At 60.5% G+C, this 18,602-nt stretch carries 22 protein-coding genes; 3 read left to right on the top strand and 19 right to left on the bottom strand.

Features of this window, described 5'->3' with window-relative positions; genetic code table 11:
* Positions 1 to 156: 156 nt before the first annotated feature.
* Entirely contained in the window at positions 157 to 1,998 is a 1,842-nt protein-coding gene (gene ggt, locus ACTAQJ_RS20455) for a gamma-glutamyltransferase (protein WP_498698936.1), read from the top strand.
* Between the two features lie 8 nt (positions 1,999 to 2,006).
* Here the strand turns inward: ggt and ACTAQJ_RS20450 are convergent, their stop codons facing one another.
* The 15 genes from ACTAQJ_RS20450 to ACTAQJ_RS20380 all read right to left on the bottom strand — a co-directional run bounded on the left by ACTAQJ_RS20450 (position 2,007) and on the right by ACTAQJ_RS20380 (position 13,455).
* Positions 2,007 to 2,606 (bottom strand): NUDIX hydrolase, encoded by a 600-nt coding sequence (locus ACTAQJ_RS20450; protein WP_498698934.1) that lies wholly within the window; start codon positions 2,604 to 2,606, stop codon positions 2,007 to 2,009.
* On the bottom strand, positions 2,603 to 2,788 hold the full coding sequence (locus ACTAQJ_RS20445) for a hypothetical protein (RefSeq protein ID WP_477513858.1): 186 nt from the start codon (positions 2,786 to 2,788) through the stop codon (positions 2,603 to 2,605). The genes ACTAQJ_RS20450 and ACTAQJ_RS20445 overlap by 4 nt, the downstream gene beginning before the upstream one ends.
* A 28-nt stretch (positions 2,789 to 2,816) precedes the next feature.
* Positions 2,817 to 3,506, bottom strand: a complete 690-nt coding sequence (locus ACTAQJ_RS20440; protein WP_498698931.1) for a hypothetical protein — start codon at positions 3,504 to 3,506, stop codon at positions 2,817 to 2,819.
* The gene (locus ACTAQJ_RS20435; RefSeq protein WP_498698929.1) at positions 3,507 to 4,256 is read right to left on the bottom strand and encodes a hypothetical protein; all 750 of its coding nucleotides are present in this window, start codon (positions 4,254 to 4,256) and stop codon (positions 3,507 to 3,509) included.
* The gene (locus ACTAQJ_RS20430; protein WP_498698928.1) at positions 4,253 to 4,963 is read right to left on the bottom strand and encodes an ABC transporter ATP-binding protein; all 711 of its coding nucleotides are present in this window, start codon (positions 4,961 to 4,963) and stop codon (positions 4,253 to 4,255) included. Before ACTAQJ_RS20430 ends, ACTAQJ_RS20435 begins: the two co-directional genes overlap by 4 nt.
* The gene (mpaP, locus tag ACTAQJ_RS20425) at positions 4,960 to 6,627 is read right to left on the bottom strand and encodes a daptide biosynthesis intramembrane metalloprotease (RefSeq protein ID WP_498698926.1); all 1,668 of its coding nucleotides are present in this window, start codon (positions 6,625 to 6,627) and stop codon (positions 4,960 to 4,962) included. Before mpaP ends, ACTAQJ_RS20430 begins: the two co-directional genes overlap by 4 nt.
* Positions 6,628 to 6,638: 11 nt before the next feature.
* Positions 6,639 to 7,871 (bottom strand): YcaO-like family protein, encoded by a 1,233-nt coding sequence (locus ACTAQJ_RS20420; protein WP_498698924.1) that lies wholly within the window; start codon positions 7,869 to 7,871, stop codon positions 6,639 to 6,641.
* Positions 7,868 to 8,686 carry a daptide-type RiPP biosynthesis methyltransferase gene (gene mpaM / locus ACTAQJ_RS20415; RefSeq protein ID WP_477513864.1) on the bottom strand — a complete coding sequence of 273 codons (819 nt, stop codon included), beginning with the start codon at positions 8,684 to 8,686 and terminating at the stop codon, positions 7,868 to 7,870. Before mpaM ends, ACTAQJ_RS20420 begins: the two co-directional genes overlap by 4 nt.
* Positions 8,687 to 8,768: 82 nt before the next feature.
* Positions 8,769 to 8,906, bottom strand: coding sequence for a daptide-type RiPP (locus ACTAQJ_RS20410; protein WP_431116703.1), 138 nt, complete (start codon positions 8,904 to 8,906; stop codon positions 8,769 to 8,771).
* Positions 8,907 to 8,966: 60 nt separating this feature from the next.
* Positions 8,967 to 9,092 carry a daptide-type RiPP gene (locus tag ACTAQJ_RS20405; protein ID WP_263422335.1) on the bottom strand — a complete coding sequence of 42 codons (126 nt, stop codon included), beginning with the start codon at positions 9,090 to 9,092 and terminating at the stop codon, positions 8,967 to 8,969.
* A gap of 48 nt (positions 9,093 to 9,140) precedes the next feature.
* Positions 9,141 to 9,284 carry a daptide-type RiPP gene (locus tag ACTAQJ_RS20400; RefSeq protein ID WP_477513865.1) on the bottom strand — a complete coding sequence of 48 codons (144 nt, stop codon included), beginning with the start codon at positions 9,282 to 9,284 and terminating at the stop codon, positions 9,141 to 9,143.
* A 4-nt stretch (positions 9,285 to 9,288) separates the two neighbouring features.
* Positions 9,289 to 10,503 (bottom strand): daptide-type RiPP biosynthesis dehydogenase, encoded by a 1,215-nt coding sequence (mpaC, locus tag ACTAQJ_RS20395; RefSeq protein ID WP_498698921.1) that lies wholly within the window; start codon positions 10,501 to 10,503, stop codon positions 9,289 to 9,291.
* A complete protein-coding gene (mpaD, locus tag ACTAQJ_RS20390; protein WP_498698919.1) occupies positions 10,500 to 11,780 on the bottom strand; it encodes a daptide-type RiPP biosynthesis aminotransferase in 1,281 nt (426 codons plus the stop codon). Before mpaD ends, mpaC begins: the two co-directional genes overlap by 4 nt.
* Positions 11,777 to 12,778 carry a daptide biosynthesis RiPP recognition protein gene (gene mpaB / locus ACTAQJ_RS20385; RefSeq protein ID WP_498698918.1) on the bottom strand — a complete coding sequence of 334 codons (1,002 nt, stop codon included), beginning with the start codon at positions 12,776 to 12,778 and terminating at the stop codon, positions 11,777 to 11,779. The genes mpaD and mpaB overlap by 4 nt, the downstream gene beginning before the upstream one ends.
* Before the next feature lie 161 nt (positions 12,779 to 12,939).
* Positions 12,940 to 13,455, bottom strand: coding sequence for a hypothetical protein (locus ACTAQJ_RS20380; protein ID WP_498698915.1), 516 nt, complete (start codon positions 13,453 to 13,455; stop codon positions 12,940 to 12,942).
* A gap of 112 nt (positions 13,456 to 13,567) precedes the next feature.
* Between ACTAQJ_RS20380 and ACTAQJ_RS20375 the strand changes: the two genes are divergently transcribed.
* Entirely contained in the window at positions 13,568 to 13,975 is a 408-nt protein-coding gene (locus ACTAQJ_RS20375; RefSeq protein ID WP_498698913.1) for a hypothetical protein, read from the top strand.
* A gap of 139 nt (positions 13,976 to 14,114) precedes the next feature.
* A complete protein-coding gene (locus tag ACTAQJ_RS20370) occupies positions 14,115 to 14,300 on the top strand; it encodes a hypothetical protein (protein ID WP_431116710.1) in 186 nt (61 codons plus the stop codon).
* 90 nt (positions 14,301 to 14,390) lie between these two features.
* Here ACTAQJ_RS20370 and ACTAQJ_RS20365 read toward each other — a convergent pair whose 3' ends face one another.
* The 4 genes from ACTAQJ_RS20365 to ACTAQJ_RS20350 form a co-directional block, all read right to left on the bottom strand.
* Positions 14,391 to 15,383 carry an Abi family protein gene (locus tag ACTAQJ_RS20365; RefSeq protein ID WP_431116711.1) on the bottom strand — a complete coding sequence of 331 codons (993 nt, stop codon included), beginning with the start codon at positions 15,381 to 15,383 and terminating at the stop codon, positions 14,391 to 14,393.
* A 67-nt stretch (positions 15,384 to 15,450) separates the two neighbouring features.
* On the bottom strand, positions 15,451 to 16,677 hold the full coding sequence (locus ACTAQJ_RS20360) for a Gfo/Idh/MocA family protein (protein WP_498698910.1): 1,227 nt from the start codon (positions 16,675 to 16,677) through the stop codon (positions 15,451 to 15,453).
* A 48-nt stretch (positions 16,678 to 16,725) separates the two neighbouring features.
* Positions 16,726 to 17,475, bottom strand: a complete 750-nt coding sequence (locus ACTAQJ_RS20355) for a ThuA domain-containing protein (protein ID WP_498698909.1) — start codon at positions 17,473 to 17,475, stop codon at positions 16,726 to 16,728.
* Between the two features lies 1 nt (position 17,476).
* Complete coding sequence (locus tag ACTAQJ_RS20350; protein ID WP_498698907.1) at positions 17,477 to 18,580, bottom strand: Gfo/Idh/MocA family protein; 1,104 nt, start codon at positions 18,578 to 18,580, stop codon at positions 17,477 to 17,479.
* Positions 18,581 to 18,602 lie beyond the last annotated feature (22 nt).

The following is an 18,602-nucleotide window of genomic DNA, read 5'->3' as shown; positions in this document are numbered from 1 at the left end:
GGCTGATCATGATAAGTAACAATACCACCGGGCTCCTTGGCCCTTCCTTACCCTTTTCACGCCCAGAATTACAACCGTTGAATCTCCCCAAAGCCCCGGAGTAGGGTGGCCGGACCGTCCAACCACATCATCGTCTGGGAAAATACTGGGAGAACCATGACACATGTGAGACGCCAACTGGCTGCGGTCACCGCAGCCCTGGCCCTGAGCGTGACTAGCGGAGCGGTGGCCAGTCCTGCCTTCGCCGATCCTCGCGAAACCGATAAGAACCCTACTGCCACGGGGTACGGCGGCGCCGTAAGCACCGTGGATCCGGAAGCTTCAGCAGCCGCCATCGAAGTCCTTCGCAAAGGTGGTAACGCAGCCGACGCCGCTGTCGCTGCGGCCGCCACCCTTGGCGTAACAGAACCGTACAGCGCCGGCATTGGAGGCGGCGGCTATTTCGTGTTCTACGACGCCAAGACAAAGAAAGTCAGCACGATTGATGGCCGCGAAACAGCGCCGGCAGCCATGCCGAACGATGCGTTCATCGATCCCGCCACCGGCAAGCCCTATCTCTTTACGACTAAGAGGCCCGAACTGCCAACCAGCGGCGTCTCCGTCGGCGTCCCGGGGACCCCGGCCACGTGGGAACGCGCACTTGAGCGTTGGGGAACTTTGAACTTGGGCGAGGCCTTCAAGCCCGCCATCAAGGTAGCCAACCGCGGCTTCGTGGTGGACGAGACATTCCGAAACCAAACCCTGGACAACAAGTTCCGTTTCAACACGTTCACCTCCACGCAGGACCTTTTCCTTCCCGGTGGTGACGCTCCCGCCGTCGGGAGTATCTTCAAGAACCCCGAGCTTGCCGAGACGTACCGCCTGCTGGCGAAGCAAGGCACCAGTGCTTTCTACACGGGTCCGCTGGCAGAAGAGATCGTGTCCGCAGTAAAGGCACCGCCGAAATCGGGTGAAACTGATCTGCCCGTTCCAACCGGGTTCATGACCACCGACGATTTAGCTGCGTACGAAGCCATCAACCAGGATCCGACACACGTGAACTACCGCGGCTATGACGTCTTTGGAATGGCGCCATCCAGCAGCGGCGGCACCACGGTTGGCGAGTCGCTGAACATTCTTGAAAACTTCGATCTGAAGGACATGCAGCCGGTGGACGCGCTGCACCACTACTTCGAGGCCAGTTCGCTGGCGTTCGCCGACCGCGGCGCCTATGTGGGAGATCCGAAATTCGTTGACGTTCCCACCGATGTCCTCACCGACGAGGTTTTCGGCAAGGAACGCGCTTGCGAGATCAATCCGACGGCGGCAGCTGAGAAGCCGGTCGACCCGGGTGACATCACAACGTACGACGGCGCGTGCCCGGCAGGGGCCGCACCGCTCGCCGATGAGACGGACACCGAGAACATTTCCACCACCAACCTGACGGTCGCCGACAAATGGGGCAACGTGGTGGAGTACACCCTGACCATTGAGCAGACGGGTGGATCCGGGATCGTCGTCCCAGGCCGCGGATTCCTCTTGAACAATGAGTTGACTGACTTCAGCGCCGAATATAAGGCGACTGATCCCAACAGGATCCAGCCAGGCAAGCGTCCCCGTTCTTCGATGTCCCCGACCATCATCTTGGAAGACGGTAATCCGTTCCTGGCCCTCGGCTCCCCGGGCGGATCCACCATCATCACCACCGTGTTGCAGACCATCCTGAACCGCGTTGATCTGGGAATGGATATCTCCGAGGCCATCGCCGCTCCCCGGGCTGCTCCTCGAAACGGTCTCACCGTCAGTTCCGAGCCGGCTTTCATTGATGCTTACGGTCCCGCGCTGGAATCGTTGGGCCACGATCTGGTCCCGGCCGGTGATGCCTTCACCTCGGCAGCCGAAATAGGTGCGGCCACTGCGATTGAGTTCGGCGACGGCGGAAAGCTCACGGCAGCGGCTGAGCCGACTCGTCGTGGAGGTGGATCGGCAATGGTTTTGAAACCAAGCAGCGGGCCGTGATCGATGTACTAGCCCGGAAACAGGCCTCGGACTGTTTGCTGCAATTTCTCCAACGCCGTGGTCTGTTGGGTGCTGGCAGCGAACTTCATGAGTCCGCGGCAGGCGAGTCCCGCGTCCGTCAGCTCACCGCTCAGCAGGAAGTCCATCAGTTCATCGCTTGGCAATAGCCGTACGAAGCCCGCCTCGGAAGGGTCCCACGATGGGTCGCTTCCGAGGCGGGCTTCTGCTGCAATGATCAAATGCTTCCGCCGGGACGAGTTGGCGGACCACCATTCGGATCCTGCGTAGTAGACGGCTGACGACTCGTAACCTGTTTCCTCGGCCAACTCGCGCTGGCCGCCATCTACGGGAGCTTCGTTCTCATTCAGGTATCCCCCGGGCAGTTCCAGCAAGGTCTTTCCTGGGCCAACGCGGAACTGCTCAAACAGCACCACATCTGTTCCGCCCTCCGTGAAGGCGAGAACCGCTGCGGAGTCGGGGCCCGCGATGACGTCCCAGGTTGAAACTGAGCCGTCAGCCTCCAAGTACGTGTCCTGATTGATGGTGACAAAGCCTTTGTACGCACGCGTAGTCCAGAGTTTTCGCCACAATTCGTCCGAATTGTTCACTCTTGGCGGTTGGTCTTGAGTTCCCGACAGAATCTCCACAACATCACCAACGAAGCGGCCGCGATGATGATTCCGGAAATGAGGGACCACACAGATTCGCTGCCGCTTGAGAGGAAAATGTAGGTGGCGTAACAGGCCATGACGAGGGCGAGAAGCAGCCAAACCATCGGTTTACGATTCACAATGAGTTCCTTGATTGAGTGGTAGATGTCAGGCCAAGTCACGCTTGGAGAACACGGCGCAGGCTGCCCCCAAGATGATTAACAGCCAAGCAGCGGCCCCGAAGAAAGACTCCGACGCCGGTATGTGGACTGCCACTTGATTCGCCCAGTTGGCAGCTTGGAATGGGAATAGGTACGTCTCGGCATTGCCCAGGGACAGGATCTGCGGCACGACCAAACTGAGAGGAACCGCGAAGAGGCTCACAAGGTGGTTGCGAACGAGGGAACCAATCGCGAATCCCCAAGTGGATCCCATCGCTGCCATTCCAGCGAAGGCCAGCACAATGTGCGGGCTGAGCTGCCGTCCTTCGGCGGCTATTCCCCCGGCAAGACCGAAGCACATGCCAACCATCGCGCCGCCCAGGCTTGCTGCGAGAGCGGTTGTCAGAGCTCGGGCAATGAATGCGGGGTTCCGTTGGAACAGCAGTACCCTGCGCGTAAGGCACCCAGCCCGGAAATCCGCGGTGAAGGAACAAGAGCCCATCACGCCCGCACCTGTGAGCATGAGCGATAAGCCTGCCCCTCGAAGAACTTCGTCAAAGCCCGGAGGGGCCATGGTGGATTCGACGCTGGCGGTCACCAGGAGCGTAGCCAGTAGTCCGATCACCAGCAAGGAGGCAACCGCTGAACCCTTCCACAACCACGGGCGGCGAAGATCTGCAAGAAGTGCGGACACCATTTAGAACTCCTTTCTCTTGAGCACCACGACAGCGCCAACGCTGGCTGCGAGGAGCCACGCCAGCGAGACCAGGAACGCTGGACCTGGTGAAAGAAGGCCCTCAAAAGGAAGAGAGGCAATGCCTGCCAACGCGCCGGAGGGCAGCCAACGCCCTATTTCCGGATCGTTTGCCAAGATGGGCAGTTCGACGGCGAGCGGAATAAGCATGGTGACGATCGTCGTCGCGTAGTAGTGCCGAATGATCCAGCCGAGCGAGCAACCCCACAGGGAACCAATAGCGGACGCGACCACGACGCCGGGCAGGGCTTCCCAAGACCCTGGGGTGAGGAGGTCCGCGCGCATTTCTAATGGCAGGGTGAAGGCTACGCTGGCTCCCCAAACCACAATCCCCGCCGTCAGAGTGGCGATCCCGACCACCAAGGCTGCGGCGTACTTGACCGCAACAAGGTGCATTGGCCCGCTCATCACCACGCTGCGTCGGAGGGTCCCGTAGTAGGACTCCCGTGTGACCAGGTAGCTCCCGGCAAAGGTGGCCACGATCGCAATAGTGGTGGCCAAAGCCCAAAATGCTTGAATGTTGTCCGCCGTGGAAAGCTGATCTGCATTGTCCGGCCAGCCGAGCAAGTTGGCCACGAACCAGGGCACCAAGGCGCTGAAAGCGATGATGCCCAAAATGGAATATCCGCTGAAGTACCTCAGTAGTTCTGCCCGTAGTCCACCGGCCCAGTTGGAGTTCGAATGGACCGTCACTGGGCACCCTCCAGGATCTTGAAATACGCAGATTCTAGGCTTCCGCCGCCGAGAGCCTTCGCTTCCTTGAGGGTCCCGTGGAACAATGTTCGTTGCTTCAGAATGACGACGTCGTGGGCAATTTGTTCGAGCTCCATCAGCTGGTGGCTTGAGACCAGGGCACTCCCGCCGGACTCCGCGAACCCGCGCAGAAAGCCGCGCAGCCACTGGATGCCTTCCGGGTCCAGGCCGTTCGCGGGCTCGTCCAGGACAAGCAGGTCAGGGCTTCCGATGATGGCAGATGCAATCCCCAGCCGCTGTTTCATCCCCAGCGAGTAGTCCCGGACTTTCCTGTCCGCGTGAGCCTTAAGATCCACGATTGCCAGGACCCGCTCAACGTTTTCCCGGCTCACGCCTGCTGCCAACTGGTAGATCTGAAGATGACGGCGGCCCGTCAACCCAGGCTCTACCTCCATCCCGTCCAAGTTCACTCCAACGCGAGTGGCAGGCCTCCTTAGTGAGCGATAGGCGGTCCCGAAGACGGTTGCGCGGCCCGACGTCGCCTCCACCAAACCTGTCAGCCCTCCAAGTGCCGTACTCTTTCCGGCACCGTTGGGACCGATCAATCCCACAACCCGCCCGGCAGGAACATCGAACGTCAGTTCCTCGACGGTCCATCGTTTGCCCCTTCTCTTGCTGAAACCTTCGAAGCTGGCGTGGATTGTCATGAGTGCCCTCTCGTGGAGTCGTCGCGTTCGGGTTGACCAGGCCATAGCGGGGAATGTGAAACGGCTTGCCAGAGCCACTCCCCCAAAGTTGTTTGGCCTCCGCTGGTTACTTCCGCCCGTCCCGAAGCAGGGAGGGATGTGCTTTCTTCCACCTGAGCTACGTACGCCAACACGGGCAGGGTGGTGCCTGCGAGCGCTAAAGGAACCATGGTGTCCACAGGTGCAGTGGATGACGACGGCGGGTGCTCCCCAATCGTGGCGCGGCCCAGGTTTTCGTGAATGACCATTCCCTGTGACTGCAAGGTGACGCTGTCGCCCGGTTCCAGCGCGCCATCGCTGGCTCCGTTGGGCGTCACGATGAGCAACTGGTCATTCATGTAGGTGTAGCCCGCTACGGTTACCCGATTCACTGGGATCACGGCGAGAAGAACTCCGATAGCAAGAGAGCCTGCGAGCATGAAAAGGACACGCCTCCACAGTGGGCTTCCATTCTCCGCAGCCGCGCGGAAAAACTGAACCACGCTCCTTAACGCCACCACTATGAGCAGGCAGAGGATGGCAAACACCACGATGTGCCCTATGTATCCGAGCTGCAGGAAGATCGGCACGACGCGTTGGAAGCCAATCATCATGAAGCCGACGCCCGCGATGAAGCTCGCCAATCCAAACCATGGAAGCAAACCATTGCCGCGAAAGGTGGCCCGCGCTCCAAGAATCCGGGAGCCAACGACGTCGGCCAGTGCCTTTACGGATTTCTGGCGAAGGTGCGGGATGTCCACAGCGGACATCAAGGCAACGTAGCCGTCCAGCTTGATGAACGGGAAGAGATTCAAAATGGCGACGCCCCAACAAATGACGCCATAGAGCAGGGCCGCATCCTTCACCGAGGATGCCGGAAGGAAAGTCTGCACCGCCAACGCGCTGGCCCCTAGGCCAAGGTGCACCAGCGGTCCAGCGAGCGCGATCACCACTCGCTGCTTACGTGAGCTCAACCGCCAGCCATCGGTTATGTCGCAGAAGAAGGCCGGAGATAGGTAGAACAGCATGATGCCAATCCGCCGCGGCGTGCCGCCAAAGTAGCTGAGGGCCATTCCGTGGCCGAGTTCATGCAGCAACGTGGAGGCAAACATCGCGCCAGCGATGTAGAGATACACCCCAAGTGGCAGCGGCGTCGCCAAGACCCGCCAAATGTTCGGGCCAGCCGTCAAGGCGCCCAGCATGCCGCCAATGAGAAGCAAGGCAAGTGGCAGCGCAGCGATTGGCCGCGCAAAGGCAGCGACCACAGGGCGGAACCGCAGCAGGAGCGGCGCCGGATTGAATAAGGTGAACTGCACCGTCAGGGGTGCCCGGAACTGAACGCGCCGGTCCCTCGGCGGGGGTGCACCGCCGTCGAAGATGCCAGTGTGCGCCAGCTGCCGAACGATCCCCATGACGTCGGCAGCCGTCCACGGCAACCCCAAAAGGTGGGCAACCTGGGCGGGGTTTCGCTCACCATCAACTGCTCTGAGGACGGCGGCCACATCTGCTGAAACCCGGGCTTTTGGAACACTGTTTGTGGCAACAATCCAGGGGCCGCCGTCCACTAACGGTTGATCAATGGAGGTCGATGGCGCCAACTGGACCGGCCACTGAACGGGTGTCCGGGTCTTGGGCGATCCGAGCATGGCGAGCTTTCTCATATCAGCGGGTGCGGTGTTAGGGACATACCGGAGGGGTCACAGACCGAACCGGACGGCATCCGGACCAGTCCTTTGGTTTCATCCATCGTCAGCGGAACAGCACCGGGACAAATCGCCTTGCCCGTTACCCACCCGAGCTCCTGAATTGCCGCTGGGAGGCGGTGCGTGAGGCTGACCCAGTGTGATCGAATGTCTCGCCCCGCCAAAAACTTCACCAGGACGTCGACGTTCGGAATGGGTTTGACAAGCGGAAAGTGGGCAGGCCTGAAGGTTCGAACCCACAAAAGTAATTCAGCCAGAGCTTGCCCGGTGGTCCAGAACTCGGCGCGGGATTCGTCGTCGATCACTTCCGCTGACGGAGCTGCTGATGGCGTCCGTGACAAGAAGAGTTCGCGAATCTGCAAGCCTTCCTGCAGGGCTCCCTTCAGAGCGGCGACGGGGTCACCTGCCGCCTTGAGCCCAACGGCGCCGAAGTGCCCGTGGTCAGTGGGACCAGTGATGATGCAGACCGCAACATGCAAGGGACTTCCACCCTGAGGGATGAAGGCCAGTGTTGGGGCGATGTCAGCTTTGCGTGCAGCTTCCAGAAGCAGAAGTAAACCCCTGGTGCCTGGGGCGTGGAGCACATCTGCCGGCATCGACCCAGCCACGAACTCGCGGAGTGGAACCCTATGGCGCCAGGCAGAAAGGAAGGCATCCCGTTCTATGACTTCACCGATGCCAGATGCTCGCGCGAAGTGTTCTGACGGACCGGACGCTGCGCCATTCGGCGATGGATCAAAGAACCCGTTCCATGGATCCGGATGCGTGGATCCACCAGCGGCGTAGTCCACCACAGGAGCCGGTACGTGTGATTCCTGGCCTGTCAGCAAGTCCGTTGCCCGGTACCACGGGAAGTCGAAGGCGAGGGCGGAGGCGCGTCCCAAGCCCGCGCTAACAAAATCGATGCGCTTGTCGATTGCGTCCCTCGCAGCAAGAAGGTGTTCAGCGTCCGCTGCCATGGGCGCCAAGGCGAAACGCTCTACGGCCTCACCTGCGCCCCGCGTCATGGAGGATCGCTTCTTCACGTCAAAAGCTCCAACAGCGGTCGCGAACCCTTCCCCGTCAGGCCTCCCATTAGCGAGGGAGGCCACCGTTCGCCAGAGCCCTACATCGTTGGGCAGATAGACCGTCGCCGAGGACACCAGACCCAGCGAAGGATCAAGGGTAAGTACTGGATCGATGCTCATCTGCCACACACCCAGAGCTCGACATCATCCAAGCCGGGCACCTGCGTGGCGATGCGGACGGGCCGACGCTCGAGGATGGTGAGGCCTTCTGCCAGCACTTCTTCCTCGATGAGGCTGTTACTGACGAACGCGATATCGCTTGAATACGCGGACGATCGGTACGTGCCGCCTTCATCGAAGCCAACGTGGATCATGGTTACGTGCCGGGCCCCGTTGACCGGATCACGGCTTTCCACGGTGATAAGGAATGCGTCCTCCCCCAGCGCCGAAACTGTCGTTCCGCCGTCGTGTCCTTCCGATCCCTGGTGGCTGTCGGCGTTCAGTACCGTCAACAGGAAGCGTCCGTCGGGCATCAAGCAATCACGGACGCGGCGGAACAACTCCCTCCTGTCTTGGGGGTCCAGGAGCGTGATGGAACTGGCGCCGAGAACGACGCAACCGAAGCCGCCGTCGATCTCAAATCGGGACATGTCCGCCTCGAGCAATTCCACCGGCACTTCGCGGGGATTAAAGGCTTTGGTGCGGATCCTTTCCGCGAGCATCGCGAGCATTTCCGGCGAGGAGTCGACGGCGGTTAGAGGACGTCCCAAGGCAAGGAGCGGCCGGGTGATCCGGCCTGATCCCGCAGCCAATTCCAGAATGGGCCCGGTGGTTTTACGTGTCGCAGCCAGGATCTCGGGAAGTTCGGTCAGATCGTCCGCAGTGATCTGATCGTAAAGACGGGAGCCGGCGACGCTGTACAGATCCTCGGGAGGATCCAGGTGGCCAAGGACGCGCAGGATGGCATCAGCAGATTTGTCGGGCGGGATATTCATCAGCTCGTGTTCTCCGGGAGTTGGTAGGAGTCGGGGATCCACGCGGGCGGCGGCGAAGCGTCGCGCCACCCGCGTGCACCAGCTAGGTGGCGGCGATTCCGATGACGATGCCGGCGATGATGATGACGTCACCAACGCGCATGTACCACGGGGTATCGTCCGGGGTGTCGAGGTTCTCCAGTTCTTCGATGGTCAGCTGAAGGTTCGAGTTTGCGATCATTGCGTACTCCTTTCTCTTGTAGTTCGTGCTGTTGTTCGGCCTGTCCGTTTCCCGGACGGGTTAGGTGATGCTGACGGCGATAATGCCGATGGCAACTCCCTGGGACACTCCGATGAACCAGTTGTTGAAGTCCGGGGTGTCCAGCGATTCGATCTCCTGGATGGAGATGTTGAGCTGTTTCTGCATTTGCGTTCACCTCCCTTCGCTGCAAGTTGGAAGGCCTGCTCGGGCTCGTCAGGTGATGCTGACGGCGATCCCGATCAATGCGAGGCCAACGGTGATGCCGTGGATGCGTTCGCTCCAGTCGTCAGGGACGTCGATGCTTTCCAGTTCCTGGATGTTGAGGTCCAAAGTCCTGGGTGCAAGAGTGCTGCTCATGTACTCACCCCCTTTCCCTTACCGCTCGTAGCTCGCCCACTGGGCCTGGCAAGATTTGTTGTTCCAGCGCTGCCTTGGAGAGGACGTACTGGACCTGCACGCCGTCAAGGCCCCGCAGCATCGGCAGCCCGCCACCCCAGTTCCGGAGAGCGGCGGCGGTGGTCTTCATCAACGCCTGTTCGCTAATGGCGTCCAGGCGCGCGATGCCCCACCGCCACATCAATTGGTTGATGCCCTTGGCAGGGTTGGGATCCAGTGAAGGATCCGCATCCGTAACCACTGACCAGAGCTTCAGGAGTCGACTACGGTCACCCCAGGCTGCGGTTCCGTTGGCGATCTCCTCCCAGATGGGACTGATCACCGAGGCTGTGGCGGTCATCTTTCTCGCCCCAGTGATATAGGCGAGTTCGTTGGCGACATACCAGTGCTTCGCTCCGTAGGGGTCCCGAGCTACCAGGGCCCAACCCGTGTGCGTCTCCAGGCTGAGGTGAGCCGCCATCAGTCTCAGCTCGGGCCCGTCCTCACGGGTCACTCGATTGCCGAGCCTGACGATCCGCGCCAAGAGTGAGTAACCGTCGTCGTCGAAAATGTTGGAGTTGCTGCCAATCAGGGTCCCCGCCACCCGGAGGAACGCCTCAAGCAGCCCTTCGAAAAGCAGCTGCGTAGGCAGGGAGGCGAGGTTGCCGGCGTCGAGTACTGCCACGTCACCTGACAGGTGACGTGAGGCGATCAAACGACGCCCGACGGCGGTGTCCAGGCACGCTACAGCGCTGACTTCGGCGCCGGTCCCCACGGTTGACGGCAGGAGGACGGTTCGGGGACGCTCATTTGGATAAGCGACCGGAGGCAGAACGATCAGACCCGAACGCTTGGCGTGACGTTCGACGAAGATCGTGAGGCTCGGGTCCGCCGTGAACAATGCCGCCAGTTTTACGGCATCCATCACCGAACCTCCGCCATGGCCCACAACGGTCTGAAGCCCTTGTTTGCGAATGAAGCCGCCTACAAGCCTGAGGGTCTCGACTGTGACCGGGCCAGCTTTTAGGTCTAACGTTGGCGCTCCCTTTAAGTCGCCGACCAAGAGGGCATCCCTCTGTCCTGCGAGTGCATTGTCCACCACGATTCCGGTCCGGCCGCGGGTAAGTCCGCCAATGTATTTGGGTGCCATCCCTGGGTCGAGGACGACGCAACGCGTGTTCCACGCGCGGTCCGCGATCATGCGAAAACTCCGTCGCGTTCTGCCTTTGCCAGCCCGTGGACGATGGCCGCGTGCAGTTCCTCGAAGTTCACCTGTGTAAAGGTCAGTGCGGGCAGGAGTTGGATCCGGCCTGGCCCAGGCTGCACGATGGCTCCGGCTTGATGAATCCGCCGCGCGACGGCAAGGACACCGTTCGGAGAAAGGGGTGATCCACTCTTGGCTCGCAGCAGGATGCCCCTCATACAGCTGCGTCCTGAGGACTCGCCGACCCCTGGAACGCCCTGGAGTTTGGCAATGAGCGTGTTTACACCCTCCGAGACCCGCTGAGTCAAAGTAGCGTGATCCAGCCTTTTCATCTCGGAGATCGTGGTGAGAATGGCAGCGCAGGTTGCTGGTGTTCCGGCTTGGGTTTCGCCGTGGACGAAAACCGCCTCGTTCTTATCGAAGAGCTGGGTTACGCGCTGGCCGATTAGGAGGGCGGCGCATGCAATGGTGCCGTTGGTCAGTCCCTTGGAAGTAACAATGACGTCCGGGGCTTCCCGCCACTCATCTGAAGCAAACCACCCTTTAATACGGCCGAATCCTGTGGCGACTTCATCAGCCACAACAAGGAACCCATGCTCCTCCCGGTGCTTGAGGAGCGCGGTCACGAAACCGTCCGGTACGGCGACCGCACCCGAACCAAGGACGGGCTCGATGATGAACGCCGCAATGCGATGCCCCTCCCTTTGCATGAGATGGGCCAGCTCAGCGCCGCCGTCGTCGAACCGCACATGCCGGATGTTGCGCCTGTCCACGCCATAGACGGCTTGGCCGAGCTCGTCGCCGCTGAGTGCCTGGCTTCCGTACGTGAGCCCGTGGTAGCTCCCGCTTAACCCGACGACGAGCTTGCGTTCGGGTTGTTTGTCCAGGACAAAGTAGTGACGGGCGAGCTTCATGACGGCGTCGTTGGCGGCACCTCCGGAGGTGGAGAAGAGGACGCGCTCGAATTGATGCTTGGGCAATTCAAGGAGGGCTTTCGAGGCCTCGATTGCCTTACTATGCGCGCTCCGGAAGAGCGGGAGGTAGGACGCTTTTTCGAGTTCTTTGGTTATTGACTCCGCAACCCGTGCGTTGCCGTAGCCGAGGTTCGCGTTCCATAGGCCGCTCCTCGCGCAGAGCCGTCGTCGTCCGTCTTCAAAGGTGACGTGGACGCCCTGGGCACTGACCGCTGTGTAGCTTGCTGTTTCGAAATCGTGCTGGCTTACCAGGGGGACCCAGAGCGGGAGCTGGGTCCGGGGTTTTAGGGGTGCGGTCATCGGTTTGTGCCGATGAGGTCAATGCCGAGCTGTTCGAATTGATTCAGGACTGCCGTCACGGATCCTGTGGCTACGGCCTCTGAGACGTTGAGGGCTGGCGCTATCACCGTGGCAGCAGCGCTGATATCCCGGAAGTTGGAGATGGCTTCGATGATGGTGGCGGCATCAACCCCAATCTTGAAGACGCGACCTGACTTGGTGTCCAGCAACGTGTACTCCCCTGCCCTTTGGACAATGAAAGGAGCGAAAGCCGAGGCGACCCCCGATGCTGCGCCGAAGAGGCTGACTCCGAAGCCCACAAACCTGGTGGTCTCGCGGGCTTCACGGGGGATGAACTTCCATGCATCCAATGCGGCAAGGTAGCGCGGAATCCACGGGTTGGCGGTGAGGGCCTCCACGTCCACGTTGCAGTTAGCCATGGCTGCTCCGGGACCCAGCGACTTTGCGTGCAGGTCTTCAATCGCATCGCCGACCCGGCCAATCTCCGCTCCATAGGGGCCTCTGAGAATCCTTCCGTCCGACGTGATGTGAAGTCTTGCCAAGGAGATACTCTGTTCTGTCGCTGCGAGCAAGGCCCGATCGGACAGAACAGCATTCGCTTCAGTCAGCTGCCGGACGAAATGTCCTGAACGCCGGGCTTCTTCAGCATCGTCAAAGAAGGCATGCCAGTCCTCGCTGGTGGTCATCCTGACCACTGTTACGCCCACCAGATTGACGAAAGGAATGGCCACGTAGTCCTGGATTTCCAGGCTGAGTGTGCCGTCTACCAGGAGTTCTTCGCCGGCGGCGTCGAACGAGCCGGACACTGTTGTGATGGCTTCGTCGTCCTTGTCCCCATTGAGAGCAAGGATGACCGAGCCCTCAGTGACCAGCGTCTTCGCGTAGTCGATGTGCTCGGGATTCTCCACGAAAATGACATGGCCTGCGATGCGCCCTGGCATGCCGGTAATCCACTGATCCACTGCTGCGGCAATGGTCTGCTGCTGACTTAACGTCAATTCCCCAACCCCCCAATAGTTCCTTCGTTCTTGAGACGAAGCTATGGGCCGGAGTGGGTGCCATGGTGGAGGAAATTGAAACTAGGTGGTGGAAAGCCCCAAAGATAGGTGCTGCGTGGCGCTATCTAGGTGGTGGGGAAAGGTGGTCTAGGTGGTGGGAATCATTGCCCGATCATGTCGAGGCAACCGCCGTCCATGATGCTTCCACCTGGGGCGATGTCCACCGCGCCGTCGAGCGAAACGTATCCATAGACGCAACCACCGCTTGGCGCTGCGGCTCCGAATCTGACGCCGCTGCCCGTGTCGTCTGTTTGAATCTCGTTCTTGTTCAGGCCTACGGATTCCAGGGCTTGACTTACCTTTGGTGGATTCGCTTTCATCCCCAGTGACGTAAGGGCCGCGCGCGCCGGCTCGATGTATCCCTCCAGCAGCATCTTCACCTCCGGGGATAAGGATTTTCGCTGGCGATAGGTCTCGTTCGCGGCCATCGCTGCGTCACCGTCGTAGAACGCGCAGTTCCCGTCCGGCATGGGCTCAGTGCCGGCGCTGGGGCAGGCTGCTGTGGGAGGGGGAGAGGTCGACTCACTTCGGACTGTTGCTGGCGCCCCGCAGCCCGCCACGGCGAGAGCTGACACCGCAGTTAGTGTGAGCCCGACGGACCATCTTGTTTTCCCCATCCAAGGACCCTACTGGATGGGCTACAGCAGGCATAGGCAATTTAGCTATCGATTTGATATTCTTGCCTTTGCCCTTCACACGCGTATCGAAGAATCTTTGGGGGAACCTACGATGAACGCGAACTCAGCCATGCGGATCCGGAGCTACTGGGTGGGGCTAGCCGTCTCTTATGGGCTGGCCCTTACTGTTGCGACCGTGGCTGATTGGCCATGGCCCTTGGTTGTTCTGGGCGTATTCATTCTGTTCATCGTCTTGCAGGGACTCCACTATGGTCAGATCGGCCGCAAGGTCCATCGGGAGCCAGCCTCAGACGCGCCAGCGATTAGCCTTCTCGCCTCCGCATTCACGGCTGCGGCGATCCTCATTCACGGAACGTCCATAGCAATCTGGGCCGGGCCCCTCCTGGGTGGGGTCACCGCCGTCGTCATGTATTTGGTCTTGGCTAAGTATGGCCGGTTTTACAGTCCGTCTTCTGTGGGCACGGATCGGCCTTCGGAGCAGCCAATTCGTGACGCGTAGTCGCGAATCATCTAGACGAACCTACTTCCAAGCAGGATGGAACTGAGAATGAAGATTTTGTCTCTATTCGGAGCAACGCTGTTCTTACTTAGCGCACACATGCCCCATCACGGTTGAAGCGCCGTGGTAGCGTCCTTCCATGAAAGTGACCCCGCGTATGCTTCGCACTCTCATCGTTTTCCTTGCAGGTTTCGTTCCGTTCGCTGTCTTCTGGCCACTGTATGGAGCGGTAGCTGGCTTCTGGATCGGACTGAGTGTGACGATCGTGGCCCTTGTCCTTGACCGATACGTCTGGAGTAACCGGAAAGAGCGGTACGACGGCTAGCCGTGGACACCACTGCCCCAGGGGATTGTGTGGCGTCCACTGCTTGGTGATCCGTTGGCTTGGCGGACGTCCTCGTTGTGGCTAGGGCGATCAAGCCTGCCAGAGTTCCAAGGCGGCCCATCCTCTGGGCATGCCCATTGATTCTTCAGTCAGGCCACCCACTTGGGGAAAGGTTCCCACCAGATCCACAAGGCGTTCGGCCCAATCCCCGTCCGCATCGACGACTCTGAGCAAGTACGCCATTACAGCCAGGGCGTTGTACAGCCCAAATACTTGCTTCGAGGATTTCTCATCCAGAAGGTGATCAAGAAGCGGAACTTGCCCTTTACCGGGTCGTTTTGGGGCCGTTACCAGCTTTCGATTGAAGATACGCGCATGGTGAGCGGCCACATTCCTGACATAATTCAGAGTCGCAATCCAGCTGCTCATAACGCGTTTAGAAGGGGCACCATACGCCGAGGCAATCTCGGTAGCTATCGAACTCACGAAGCCCCCATACAAGCGGCTGAGGTGCCCCAACTCCATAATTTCGGTGACGGCCCAAATCGGCATGCGACCGTCGTAGTTGTCACGAAAATGGGCGACGAACGCCTCGTCAGAAGCGTTCTGGCGTTCTCGCATGCGAGCGATCCAAAGCGCGTGCTTGCTAGGGCCGGCCTGCCCTGTGCACTCGTCGACTGGCGGAGTCGTAAAGGCACTGACGAAAGTGGCCGACTCAAGATGAGCAAATGCAGAACGGCAACCCAATGTATAGCCAATTTGCATGCGGAGAGACACCTCAATCCTCTCGATTCCGTCAAGAATCAACATCCGCAGTCGACGATCAAAGTCGATGATTGCCGCAGCGCCCGCGAGCGAGGTGCCGTCACGATAGTTGTTGAGAACGCGGAATCGCCTGCGACCAGTCTGATCAAAGTAGAACTCAGAATTCCGGAAGGGGTAGAGGTATCCGGACAGGCGGTAGTAGCCGATGGAGCGAAGAAGCTGGACTCCGCTCCCATCAGCAGGAATCGCAACACCCCGCGAAGCGAGCTTCTGGACTTGCTCCTCTATCGAAAGCCACTGCTTTGTATAGTCAGCCACGAATCCCCCAGTTAAAGAAAATCAGCCCGAGCCGTGAGGCGAGCGGGCTGATCGTGATGAAAAAACTCTAGCACGAAATAATCGTGCCCAAGGGCCGTCCCGATGACGCATCCGTCGAGGCCCAAGAGCGCCCTGAAACCGCCGTCACCGTGCTCCTGTTTCGGGCGGACTCTTCGACGGCGGTCAGCACCCGTTGGATTTGGAGCCCGTCAGCGAACGACGGCGACGGCGGCTCGCCCGCGCTGACGGCCAACAGGAAGTCCCGAATCTGGTGCGTGAACGTGTGCTCCCAGCCGATGATGTGGCCCTGTGGCCACCACGCTTCAAGGTACGGGTGTTCGGGCTCGTTGACCAGAATGCGGCGGAAGCCCTGCTCCCGCACAGGGACCGTAGCATCAAGGAAGTTCAGCTCATTAAGGTCTTCCAGGTTGAACGTGAGTGCACCTGCTGTGCCGTAGACCTCGATCTGGAGGCTGTTCTTCTGGCCAGTTGCAACCCTGGACGCTTCGACCGAGGCGCCCATGTCTCCGGTGAGCCAGAAGGTTGCCCACGCGGCATCATCCACCGTGACGTCCTCCAACCCTTTCGGACCTGGGCGCTGTGTCACGAAGGTTCGCAACACACCCGAGGCCTCAAGCACGGTTTGCCCAGTCAGGAACTGGATTTGGTCGATAGCGTGGGAGGCGATATCGCCCAAGGCCCCGGAGCCAGCGGTTTCCTTCCGGAGCCGCCAACTCATGGGAGCCTCGGCATCCGAGAGCCAGTCCTGTAAATAAGCAGCCCTAATGTGGCGGATGGTGCCCAGGCGGCCTTCCGCGATCAACTCGCGTGCCAGTGCAAGAGCCGGGACGCGCCGGTAATTGAACCCGATCATCGACTGCACACCGCGGGTCTGCGCCGAAGCAGCCGCTTCCGCCATTAACTCGGCCTCCGCCAACGTGTTGGCTAACGGCTTCTCCACGAGCACGTGCTTGCCGGCCTCAAGCGCGGCGATGGCAATTTCAGCGTGCATCCAACCCGGCGCGCAGATATCGACGATGTGGACGTCATCCCGTTCGATCACGGCACGCCAATCCGTGGCGGACTCGGCCCAGCCGTACTTTGCTGCGGCTTCCGCGACGGCATCGGTGTCCCGGCCAACGAGGACTTTCTGCTCGAAGGCCGGGACGTCGAAGAAGCTGGCCACGTTCCGCCACGCATTCGAATGGGCCTTCCCCATAAAGGCGTAGCCGATGGCGGCGACGCCCAGCGGACTGGATGAAGGGGTGCCGGACGGGTGTGCGGGGGTGGTCATGGTGCTCCTGGACGTTGCGGTGGATTGGATGGGGGTGCGCGATAGGGCCTAGTCTTTTTCGAACCATCCCCGCGCAGGGCTCGAGACCTCCGGTGCCTCACGGAAGCGACCCGGCTGAGCTACCCAGCCAACCCCGTTGGCGATGACCTTCTGGATCTGCGGCTGGTGGTACACCGGGTATTCCTGGTCGCCTGGGCTGAAATAGAAAATCCGGCCCTTGCCCCGGGAGAACGTCACGCCGGAGCGGAACACCTCGCCGCCTTCAAAGGAGCTGATGAAGATCAGGTCATCGGGTTCGGGGATGTCGAACAGTTCGCCGTACATTTCCTGCTGCGGGATCACGATCGGGCTTTCAATGCCAGCTGCGATCGGGTGCGAAGGCTTGACCGTCCACACGAGCTCGCGTTCGCCCTCGTTGCGCCACTTCAGTGAGCAGGTGGTCCCCAACAGCCGAGTGAAGATCTTGGCGAAGTGCCCGGAGTGTAGAACCACCAAGCCCAAGCCACCGAGCACATGCCGCTGCACGCGCTCAACTACCTCATCGCTGACTTCCTGGTGCGCAATGTGCCCCCACCACAGCAACACATCGGTCTGTTCAAGGACTTCCTCGGAGAGACCGTGCTCCGGATCAGCCAGGGTGGCCGTTGAGATTTCGGAGTCCGGGTAGAAACCACGGAGGCCGGCGGCGATGGCGCCGTGGATTCCTTTCGGGTACATCTCCCCGATGGTTGCAGGCTCGTTTCGTGCCTCGTGAACCGCTTCGTTCCAGACAACGATCTTGAGTTTAGAATCAGACATTTCAGAGCACCACTTCACGTTGTTCGAGGGCGGATTTGTAGCAAGCATCGAGTATCAGGGCACGGCTCAGGGCAAGTGAGCCGTCATGGCTTCCCCAGACGGTTTCGCCACCGCGAACGGCGGCAATGAAATCGTCGACGACGGCCTGGTGGGCTCGCCCGGGTTCAGCCACCACTTCGAAGTCGGCATTCTCGCCGTCCTTCTCAGTGAAGACGTGGACGTCCGCAACCGGGTTCTCGGAGGCGCCGACCGAGCGCAAGTCCGCACCGCCGTCGGTCCCGTAAACGGTGAAGTCCATCAGGTCCCTCTCGTCGCGGTAGGTTGCCCATCCCGCCTCCAGGATCAAAGTACCGCCGCCTTCCAGCCGGATGAACGCCGATGCGAAGTCTTCCACTTCAAACTTATGACTGGAGTTCGACGCCGTATAGCGGGCGTTGCCGCCAAGGCCGCGCGGCCCTAGTTCCGAGTGGGTCGATGCCGAGACCGACACGACCTTCGGTTCCCCCAGCAGATGAAGGGAGTAGTCCAAGACGTGGACGCCGATGTCAGCCAGCGGACCACCGCCAGCGAGCTCAGGATTGGTAAACCAGCTGCCCAGCATCGGAATCCCCTGGCGACGGAGCCACGACGCTTTGGCGTAGTACGGACGTCCCAGCGTGCCGGCGTCGATCACTTCCTTGAGCGCCTGGATATCGCCGCGGCGGCGGTGGTTGAACGCAACGTCCAGGACGCGTCCCGCCTTCCGGGCGGCGTCCACCATCGCTTGGCCTTCGACGGCGTTGCGTGCGATCGGCTTCTCGCTCAGCACATGCAGTCCCCGCCCAAGCGAAGCAATCGCGATGGGCGCGTGCAGGAAGGTGGGCACGGCGATGCTGACGGCGTCGAGGGCCTCAAGCTCGATCATGTCCTCCCAGCGGGCGAACACGTGAGGAATGCTGTACTCCTCCTTCAGCTGGGCAAGAAGGTCTTCTTCCATACCCGCGACGGCCACAATTTCGACGCCGTCGATGTTGCTGTACGCCTTGAGGTGCTGCTGGCCGGCCCAACCGATGCCCACAACTCCCACCTTGAGGGTTGCGGACGGGACCTGCTGCTGAATGCTCACGTTGTTCCTGTTCTTTCTGGGG

The organism is Arthrobacter sp. alpha11c (assembly GCF_054149985.1).
Note: the sequence above shows the minus strand (reverse complement) of the source record. Positions and strands in the feature narration are given on the sequence as shown.